Genomic DNA, 3664 nt, shown 5'->3' with positions numbered 1-3664 from the left:
TGCGGGCATCGGCTACCAGGCGCGCGAGGACGAAGGCACGCAGTCGCCGAGCCAGACCCTTGCGTTGTGTGTGGGCTCCTGCCGGGATCTCGCGACCCTGTTCGTCGAGGCCGTCCGCAGCCTCGGCTTCGGAGCCCGGATCGTCTCGGGCTACCTCCATGATCCGACCCGCGCCCTGCTAGGCTCGGCGGATGGTGGGTCGACCCATGCCTGGGCCGAGGTCTACCTTCCCGGCGCGGGTTGGATCACCTTCGACCCGACCAACCGCAGTGTGGGCGGCGCGAACCTGATCCCGGTCGCTGTCGCGCGCGACATCCGCCAAGCCGTGCCCCTGATGGGCGGCTTCAGCGGCCCGGCTGACGCCCCCGAAGGCATGTCCGTCGAGGTCAGCGTCACCTCGTAAGCCCACTCTACGGCCGCAGCCACACGCACGAACTCGGCTTGAAGGTCGCCGCGACTTGCGACGAGAGTGTGCTGAAGCGGGAACAAGGCGAGCTCGGTGAAGCAATCTACGCGCAGTCCCGCCAGCGCTACGCCCGCCCGACGCACGGGGAGCACCAATATGCCCCGAGGAAGCAGATCAGCCTCGCGGGATCACGATCTGTCGGCGGGCTGTCCGCCTAAGTGTCAACGATCTCCAGAGGTCAGCTTCGGGCCCTTGATCACGGATCGAGTCAGGTCCTGGATAGGCGAGCGGGGTCGGCCCGACTTCTGCGCAATCGCCTCGTCCTGCTCCTCGATAACACGGCGGGCGGGTTTATCACCGTCAAGGCCGCCCAAAATCTCTATCGGAACGCGGCGATTGGAGGCGCGGGAGCCATCCTCATAGGCCACATCGAACAGCACGAAGCCCCGCTCCTGCGGCTTCAATTTCAGTCGCTTAGCCATACTCAAGGGATCTTGTCAGAGTGAGCGCCAAGCGCGCCTGAAATGCCAACCCAGTACACCAAGCCTGAGTGGCCTGAACCCTCCCAGATCAGGAGGCGAGGGTGAGTTCGCTTTCCTGCACGGCGCGCTCACCTGCAGCCGATTTCACCCGATACGATGGCTCACCCGAGCGGTCCTCCGGCATAAGGCGAACGACCTCGAAGAGGCCACCAGCCACACTCTTGGCGTAAACATAGCCGCTTGTGGACTGCCGGACGTGCTGACCGACCTTGAACTTGTGGGACAACTGATTTCCTCCAGGGGCTCGGCAGTCCGCAGAACGCGGGCGATCTATCGGCGCGCTCTGGCCTTGCGGGCTGCAAAGCGTGCGTCACGTGCAGCTTTTTGCTCGGCCGCGAGCGCGGCTTGCCGCTCGATCTTCTCGGCAGCCTGCCGGGCAACTTCGGCTGCCTCGCGCTCCCGTGCAGCAAGCGCCTCTGCCTCGCGCTGGGCCTCGGCTGCAAGGCGAGCCGTTTCTCGCTCGTTGCCCCGAACCTCTCGCGCCTGGATGACAGCTCGCCGCGCAGCCTGCCGTGCGAGAACAATGGGGTCATCTGATGCGGGACGTGCCCGGAACCGGGCCAGTGTGGCCTGGCGCGCCTTCGCAGCGGCCTCGAGACGGTCGACGATCTGGTTCGCTTTGAATTGACCCACGTACATTCCTTGTGCGCACCGCGGCTCAGCGCTGGTGGCGAGAAACGGATGAAGCCGCTCCAGGCGGAACGGCTTCGGAACTCGTCATGGGCAGACGAGCAAGGCTCAGGCGGCCTGAAGGCTGCCGGCTGACTGTTTGCCGGTGCGGCGGTCGGCCTCCATCTCGTAGGAGACCCTCTGGCCCTCTTGGAGGCTCTGCATGCCGGCCCGCTCAACGGCGGAAATGTGGACGAATACGTCCTTGCTGCCGTCCTCAGGTTGGATAAAGCCAAAGCCCTTGGTTCCGTTGAACCACTTCACAGTGCCGATGCTCATAGGTATTTCCGTATCTTGGTAGGCAACAGGATATGACAAGCGCGTGCGCGCACGCGCTCGGTCGTTCATCGTCGAAAATATGGGAGAAATGCAGAGCGCACGCCTGAGTAGGCGGAACGGCCGTATGTCTGGCCAAAGATCGATGCCTGTTTTCTACGCCATCAGAGGCACATTTACAACCAGGCTGAGGCGATTTTAGAAAAAAGACAAAAACAATGGCTGACGGGCGACATGGAACACTACCCTCTTCGCAGAATTTCCCTCTAATGCGCGTCCAGAGCTGAGAGCCTCCAATACGCTTCTCACTTCATGAACGTTCCGCACCGACGTGTAAGAGGCGAGAAATAACGATGGAACGCTCCATGAAATTCGGCCGCAAGGTTCCGATGCCTTCGATGGTCCAGATCAAGCATGGCCTTAAGATGATGGCCGCGACAGATGCGCTGGTTGGGGCTGTGCGTGAGAAGAACTTTACACCAGAAGAACTGTCTCAGCTCATAACAGAGCTTACCGAGAAATACGGAATTCCGCCGGACCGAGCGCGGATACTGTCTAGCCGCTTTGGAGCTGAGCAGAGGCTGGCACCTTTGGCTTCTTAAGCGCCTCCGAGCACTCCCAGCTGATCGCTTTCAGGGCTGCCTGACAGAGCCGGACATCGGAAGCAGCGCAGGAGATTTCCCTTCATACGGCGAATATCGTGTTTCGGAAAATCTCCTACACATCATGCAAATCAAGGATTTAACGACGTTCTTAGGGCTTTTTGCGGGCTCGCCTAGGCTCTAACATTATGAGATGCCTTACACCTAGAAGCTTGTGTGATTGCATACACAAGCTCAATCTGCTCTACATGCGGTCCATCGCTGGGATTGTCCGTCCTGGCGACCATCATCGCCGAGCCAGAGTGCCTCAGAAGCCCTCGACCTGACGACGGTCACGTCCTGGGCGTCGAGGTGTGGTGATGGTTTCCGGCCCAGACAACAGACTCCCTGGGATACTCGTCGTAGAAGACGAGTTCCTGGTTCGGATGATCGCTACTGACATCCTTGCGGATGCTGGCTTTCGGCCCTTCGAGGCACATGACGCTCAAGAGGCCATGATCTTGCTGGAGGCCCGAGCCGACGTGCGGGTGTTGTTGACCGATTGGAACATGCCGGGTGAGATCAACGGGCTTTGGCTCGCTCGTCTGGTTCACAAGCGCTGGCCTGCCATCGCGATCATCGTCACCTCTGGCAAGATGCGCCCCGCCCCCGGCGACCTGCCGGTGGGTGCGCGGTTTATCTCCAAGCCATACCGGCCTTCGGTGTTGATCCGTGAGATAGAGAGCATGCTCGGGCACGATGCCGAGGCTGCTCATGGCGCGCCTGCGCTCCCGGAGGGGATCGTGATGCTGAACCCGGCTAGTGGGGCAATCGGAGGTGGGAATGCCGGTGGCCCGCTCCCGGGGGCCGACAAGACCTGAACTGCCGCTAGCGCTCTATGGCCTTTCGAACCGCCGAGCGTCAAAACGCTCTTCAGCGTCACGCAGGCGGCGGCTTCAGATCAGGAGAAGCAGGCTGGTTCACTCACTTCTGCTATCTGAGACGAAGGAAGCGCGGCATGGATGTCATCCTCACCCCGACAGGATCGAAGGGAGCTTCCTGGAGCCTCAAGGACAGACTCGGCCGTCACCTCGGCGAAATCCGAGAGGACGTCGGCTTCGCCATCATTCCTGTTGAAGGGACGGCGCTCAAGAGCGTTCCGCTCCACCATGCCTCGCTGGACGCGGCCA

Annotated in this window: 7 protein-coding genes; 3 read left to right on the top strand and 4 right to left on the bottom strand. The window is 61.4% G+C overall.

What is annotated here, in order from left to right; genetic code table 11:
- Nucleotides 1-403 (top strand): transglutaminase-like domain-containing protein (locus tag WDW90_RS35680; protein ID WP_336492480.1); only part of this gene is annotated, 403 nt, incomplete at its 5' end.
- A 224-nt stretch (nucleotides 404-627) separates the two neighbouring features.
- Here WDW90_RS35680 and WDW90_RS35675 read toward each other — a convergent pair.
- The 4 genes from WDW90_RS35675 to WDW90_RS35660 form a co-directional block, all read right to left on the bottom strand.
- Nucleotides 628-888, bottom strand: coding sequence for a hypothetical protein (locus tag WDW90_RS35675; protein WP_336492479.1), 261 nt, complete (start codon nucleotides 886-888; stop codon nucleotides 628-630).
- A gap of 88 nt (nucleotides 889-976) precedes the next feature.
- A complete protein-coding gene (locus WDW90_RS35670) occupies nucleotides 977-1174 on the bottom strand; it encodes a hypothetical protein (RefSeq protein WP_336492478.1) in 198 nt (65 codons plus the stop codon).
- A 44-nt stretch (nucleotides 1175-1218) separates the two neighbouring features.
- Nucleotides 1219-1587: a DUF6481 family protein gene (locus WDW90_RS35665; RefSeq protein ID WP_336492477.1), complete on the bottom strand. Its 369-nt coding sequence runs from the start codon at nucleotides 1585-1587 to the stop codon at nucleotides 1219-1221.
- 99 nt (nucleotides 1588-1686) lie between these two features.
- Entirely contained in the window at nucleotides 1687-1896 is a 210-nt protein-coding gene (locus WDW90_RS35660) for a cold-shock protein (protein ID WP_336492476.1), read from the bottom strand.
- A 350-nt stretch (nucleotides 1897-2246) separates the two neighbouring features.
- Between WDW90_RS35660 and WDW90_RS35655 the strand changes: the two genes are divergently transcribed.
- Entirely contained in the window at nucleotides 2247-2495 is a 249-nt protein-coding gene (locus WDW90_RS35655) for a hypothetical protein (RefSeq protein WP_336492475.1), read from the top strand.
- 359 nt (nucleotides 2496-2854) lie between these two features.
- Nucleotides 2855-3355, top strand: coding sequence for a response regulator (locus tag WDW90_RS35650; protein WP_336492481.1), 501 nt, complete (start codon nucleotides 2855-2857; stop codon nucleotides 3353-3355).
- Nucleotides 3356-3664 lie beyond the last annotated feature (309 nt).

The organism is Methylobacterium nigriterrae (assembly GCF_037106235.1).
GTDB lineage: Bacteria > Pseudomonadota > Alphaproteobacteria > Rhizobiales > Beijerinckiaceae > Methylobacterium > Methylobacterium nigriterrae.
Note: the sequence above shows the minus strand (reverse complement) of the source record. Positions and strands in the feature narration are given on the sequence as shown.